At 49.8% G+C, this 5,718-nt stretch carries 3 protein-coding genes and 1 pseudogene; all 4 read right to left on the bottom strand.

Going from position 1 to position 5,718, the window contains the following annotated elements; translation table 11 throughout:
• Nucleotides 1-1,562 (bottom strand): ATP-dependent helicase (locus QVO97_RS12645; RefSeq protein ID WP_288189782.1); only part of this gene is annotated, 1,562 nt, incomplete at its 3' end.
• Nucleotides 1,563-2,020: 458 nt separating this feature from the next.
• Nucleotides 2,021-3,478, bottom strand: coding sequence for a glutamate--tRNA ligase (gltX, locus tag QVO97_RS12650; RefSeq protein WP_270231803.1), 1,458 nt, complete (start codon nt 3,476-3,478; stop codon nt 2,021-2,023).
• A gap of 162 nt (nt 3,479-3,640) precedes the next feature.
• Nucleotides 3,641-4,996: a magnesium transporter gene (gene mgtE / locus QVO97_RS12655; RefSeq protein ID WP_022360674.1), complete on the bottom strand. Its 1,356-nt coding sequence runs from the start codon at nt 4,994-4,996 to the stop codon at nt 3,641-3,643.
• A gap of 371 nt (nt 4,997-5,367) precedes the next feature.
• Nucleotides 5,368-5,718: pseudogene (locus QVO97_RS12660) on the bottom strand (hypothetical protein); the annotation flags it as partial.

A 5,718-nucleotide genomic window follows, 5' to 3' on the forward strand; every position in this document is an offset into this window, starting at 1 on the left:
CGCTGCGCCGCCTGCCGGAGCAGTTCCTCCTTGTACGCCTCGATGTGTGCAAACCACTCGTCAAAGGTCTTGAAACCCGCCGCACTTTCTTTTAATTCATCGGCAGTCTCTAAAAGTTCCTCCGGCCGCATCCGCCGGAATGCCGCATACTCGATCAGATATTCGTCGTATCCCATGCCCTGGCGGATATAATTGACGGCTGCCAGAGGTGACATCCGGGCGATGGCCCGCAGATCCCCTTCCAGACTCTCGATCCGCTCGGCAATCCAATCCTTATCCACATAGAATGCCTTCATCTTCTCGAACGAAACCGTCTCGTCCGGCATCGCATCCCGGCTGATATACCGCTTCGGACGGTTGATGACCTGCAAAATATCTTCCCGCGCCCGGCTTCCCATGGCGATCCGGATATAGGTCAGGATATTTCGCGAAATCCAGTGTTCATAGAGGTTCGGCACCGTATCCCTTGTCCGGAAGGGAAGGTTGTATTCCATCAGCTTTTCCATCAGAAAACGAGGACCAGCATTGGTCCGGTATAAAACTGCGATATCCCCCGGCCGCACTCCCGACTGCAGATACAGCTGTATCTCCCTGGCAATGGCCAGATTTTCTTCCCCCGGATCTTGCCAGAGCTTCGTGATCACGTTCTTCCCATGACGTCCCGTTGTATGGATGGCCTTTGAAAAACGTTTCTGGTTCTCTCCGATCAGCCGCAATGCCGGTGCCACGATCTCCTCGGTACTGCGGTAATTCACATCCAGAAGAATCCGTCCGGCACCCGGATAATCCCGCTCAAACCCCAGCATAATCTCCGGTTTGGCCCCACGAAACCGGTAAATCGACTGATCATCATCGCCCACGATAAAAAGATTATCTTCCGGCTTGGCTAACATCCGCACGATCTCATATTGAAGCCGGTTGATGTCCTGAAACTCATCAATCAGGATGTACCGATACCTCCTCTGCCAGGCAGACAGGATATCTTTTCTTTCCGTAAAAAGTTCCAGACACAGCACCATCATGTCATCGAAATCGATGAGTCCGGCCCGGCGCATTTTCTCTTCATAGCCTGCATAGAGCTGACGGAAAACTGCATCCGGACAGTTTTTGGAATAGTAATGTTCCAGTGCAATCCTCTCTCCCTTGACAGAGCTTATCTCACTTAAAATGGAGGCTGCAAACTCATTTTCATCCTCCGGCTCCAGACCTCCGGCCTGAGCCAGCTCCCGGACAAACTGCATCTGCTGCTCTTCCCGAACAATATTGTCAGCAGTATATCGGTATGCCAGCTTTAAGATCCTAAAAAAGATCGAATGAAAAGTGCCGAAGGTGACTCTGGAGCCGCCGCCGGTCAATGCTTCATACCGCTCCCGCATCTCCTCGGCTGCTGCCCGGGTAAAGGTAATCACAAGAATATCCCCCGGATCGATTCCGTACTCCTTCGTCAGATACTGAACCCGATGGGTGATCACCGTTGTTTTCCCTGATCCCGGTCCCGCCAGAACCATCATGGGACCATCTTTATGCATGATTGCCTGTGTCTGTGCTTTACTGAATGCCATTTCCTGTTTCCTTACTCCACAATTCAAGAATATCTCGGCATATTTGCTTCGAAATTCGCATTTTGACGTGCAAGACATCCTTCTGCCGCGCATCTGAAGCAAATCTGTCAAGTACAAATGTAAGAAAAGTGCGCCTTGGAATGTATTTCTCACAAAGCGCACCTTTTCACTGCTTTTCATGCATCTACGATACATGAAAAAGCAGTTGTTTATTTACTACCTACTGATTTAATCTGAGATTCAAGTCGAACGTCCGTGAGACTTGGCGCGTGATTCTGGTCAGCAAAGCTGACATATTCCTATCAGAATCACTGCGCATCCTCGCGGAGCATTTATCTCAGTCGGAGAATGGACTCCCACTGAGACAAATTTGCTATTACTCACCACCTGAAGATGTGGGAGTCTTCTCGACTGAGATAAAAACTTGCTTCAAGTCGAACATCGACGGTTACGACAGCCTACTGCTGTGCCTCCAGAAGTTCAATCCCCTTCTTGATACGGCGGATCGACTCTTCCTTGCCAAGCACTTCCATGATCTCGGTCGCACCTGCCGGCGTCATCTGCTTGCCGGATACAGCGGTACGGATCGGCCACATTACAAAGCCGGTCTTAACGCCCTCTTTGGATACATACTCGGACAGCGCCGCGTACAGGGCGTCGTTGGAATAATCTTCCTGTGCTTCCAGAATCGGCAGAACATCTTTTAATACCTTTAAGGATGTCTCCAGATTGGTCTTCATCTTCTTGTGAACATACATCTGCGGATCATACTCCGGCAGTGTCTCAAAGAAATCGATGTGTCCCTCGATGTCCGGGAAAATCTCGATTCTCGTCTTAACCATCGCCGCAATCTTCTTCAGATCCAGATCCTTGGTAATTACTTTCTTGATGTACGGCTCTGCCATCTCATAGAACTTATCAAAATCCATCGCCTTGATGTACTCGCCGTTCATCCATTTCAGTTTTACCATATCGAAAACAGCCGGAGATTTGCTGATATTCTTGTAGTTGAACTCTTTTACCAGCTCGTCTAAGGAGAAAATCTCCTGATTATTTTCCGGTGACCAGCCAAGCAGGGCAACGAAGTTGACAACTGCCTCGGAAATGAAGCCCTGATCGATCAGATCCTGATAGGAAGAATGACCGCTTCGCTTGCTCAGCTTCTTGTGCTCCTCGTTCGTAATGGTCGGGCAGTGCACATAAACCGGAACCTCCCATCCGAATGCGTCGTACAGACGGTTGTACTTCGGAGAAGAAGACAGGTACTCGTTACCGCGGACTACATGGGTGATCTGCTGTAAATGATCGTCCACCACATTTGCGAAGTTGTAGGTCGGGAATCCATCCGATTTGATTAAAACCATATCGTCCAGCTCGGAGTTATCTACGGAAATATCCCCGTAAATCTCATCGTGGAAGGTAGTCTTTCCCTCGGTCGGGTTGTTCTGACGGATGACAAACGGCTTTCCTGCCTTTAAGTTTGCCTCTACCTCTTCCTTGGAAAGGTGCAGGCAGTGCTTATCATAGGTCATGATCTCTTCGCCGTTTACTTCTCTCTTTAGGCTGTTTAAGCGTTCCTGATCGCAGAAACAGTAATAAGCTTCGCCTTTATCGATCAGCTTCTTCGCATATTCCATGTAGATGCCCTGTTTCTGACGGTCGCTCTGTACATACGGGCCAACCGGACCTCCGATGTCCGGACCTTCGTCATGTTTCAGTCCGGTATCGCGCATCGTATTGTAAATGATCTCGGTCGCGCCTTCAACGAAACGCTCCTGATCGGTATCCTCGATTCGCAGGATAAAATCGCCGCCCTCATGTTTTGCAATCAGGTATGCGTATAATGCAGTTCTTAAGTTTCCTACATGCATTTTGCCTGTCGGGCTCGGTGCGTATCTGGTTCTGATCTTTGTCATACTTTTCACACGGCTGTCTGGAAGCTTATGTTCCAAACAGTTTTTCCTTTCCTAGAAATAATTGAAATATTATAATTATAAAATAAAGTAACTGTTCCGTAGGTCTGCGCATTTACTGCGCTGACCGTACGAAAACATGGGCCAGCAGGCTGGTAATTTATATCACGCCTTCATATTCAGCAGATGGCACGCCAGCTGGAAATAAATCATCAGGCTGCACGCATCCACGATCGTCGTGATCATCGGCGACGCCATGATCGCCGGGTCGAGATGGATCGTCTTCGCCGCAATCGGAAGCACACATCCGATCGTCTTCGCGATGATAACCGTGCAGAACAGGCTGATAACTACCGTCAGGCAGATGAGTACCTGCCCCGGATACTGGATCATCAGGCGCACGAAATTGACAAGCGCCAGAGAAAGTCCACAGAGCATTCCCACGCGGATTTCTTTCCACATAACTTTCAGAATATCCGCCGGTTCTACCTCGCCGACCGCCATACCACGGATGATCATCGTGCTCGCCTGGCTGCCGGAGTTTCCGCCCGTATCCATCAGCATCGGAATAAACGTAACCAAAAGCGGAATTACCGAAAAGGCATTCTCATATTTTAACAAAATACCGCCGGTCACCATACTGCTCAACATCAGGATCATCAGCCACGGAATACGGTTTCTCGCGAGCTGGAACACGCCCGTCTTCAGGTACGGCTTCTCACTCGGCAGCATCGCCGCCATCTTCTCGAAGTCCTCCGTCGCCTCCTGCTCCATGACATCCATGACATCATCGACCGTGATGATGCCGACCAGACGGTCTTCGCCGTCCACAACCGGTAAACTCAAGAGGTTGTACTCATTGAACGTCTCCACGACCTTCTCCTGATCTTCCGTCGTATATGCCTTGATCACATGCGGATCCATGATATCGCCCATGAGCGCCGCATAATCATTCATCAGAAGATCCTTGACCGTCACAACGCCCTCTAAGCGGCGTTTTTCATCCATGACATAGCAGGTGTAGATCGTCTCCTTGTCCACACCATATTTCCGGATATAATCAAATGCCTGCTCCACCGTCATATTTTTCTTGAGTCCCACGTACTCCGCCGTCATGACGCTTCCGGCGCTGTTTTCCGGGTAATTGAGGAACTGGTTGATCAGTTTTCTCGTATCCGGGCTGGAGTTCTGAAGTACGCGCCGCACGATCGTCGCCGGCAGCTCCTCCAGCATATCGACCGCATCATCGACATACAGGTCGTCAATGATGGCACGCAGCTCATTATCCGTAATACTGGTAATGATGTGCTGCTGCTGTTCGACTTCCAGACAGGCAAATACCTCCGATGCCAGCTCTTTCGGCAGCATACGGAATACAACGACCGTCTTTTCTGAATCCAATTCTTCGATAAATGAGGCAATATCCACCTCATTCATCTCGACCAGCTGGCTTTTCAGCTCCCGGTACTTCTTCCCGGTCAGCAGAGCCAGCAGCTCTTCTTTCTTCTCTTCTTCTAACATTCCCGTCTCCTTCCAAAATATTGTCATTTTGGAAATCGGACAGGCTGCTCCCTTCCTGCTCCTGCACACAGGCAGAATGCCGGAAACTTATCCACAGATGCGGCAGTGTACACAAGGAATCCGCTGTTTGCAGCTGTCATTCCTGCAAATGCATGTGTACGCTGCCTTCGGTTCTCGGTAGCTGCCGTCTGATTCCGCCTTATGACTCCGGCTTTCCATTGTGTTCACTCCTCTCCTGATTTTCTCGCATGAAAACATCCGGCAGATTGATGCTCGATACCGGATGTCTCTTTTTATTATAATAATTGAATGAAAAAATAGCAATCTTTTTATCGAAGTTATCCAAAAAAACGTTGTTAAAAAGTAATTGTTCACGGGTAGACACTTTGGGAACCGAAAATGCCGCTCAGATACCACCACGGCGGCAGCAGCTTTCGCATACCCGCGGCTCCCGGCAAAAAGACTGAAGCGTCAAAAAAGATCGGGCAGAGCAGGAGGCTCGCAAGGATAAAAACCGGAATCAGCGCCGCCAGAAATCCCGGCTTCCGGCAGACTGCCAGGCATCCAAAGGCATATATAGTCACGAAAACTAGATAAAAAAGCAGCTTTCCCGCCTCTAAAAGCGGCTCTGCCCCATTTCCCGACGCCAGAAGCGCCGCATAGGCCGAAATGGATGCTAAAAATACAAACGCCGCGATCTCCGCCGTCTGCAGCAGCCACCG

Origin of the sequence: Clostridium sp. CAG:43, from assembly GCF_000434655.1 — a bacterium.
GTDB lineage: Bacteria > Bacillota > Clostridia > Lachnospirales > Lachnospiraceae > Otoolea > Otoolea fessa.

What these genes read in the sequence shown, in the direction of transcription:
- mgtE (WP_022360674.1), bottom strand. Translation starts at nt 4,996, where the DNA reads ATGTTAGAAGAAGAGAAGAAAGAAGAGCTGCTGGCTCTGCTGACCGGG.
- gltX (WP_270231803.1), bottom strand. Translation starts at nt 3,478, where the DNA reads ATGACAAAGATCAGAACCAGATACGCACCGAGCCCGACAGGCAAAATG.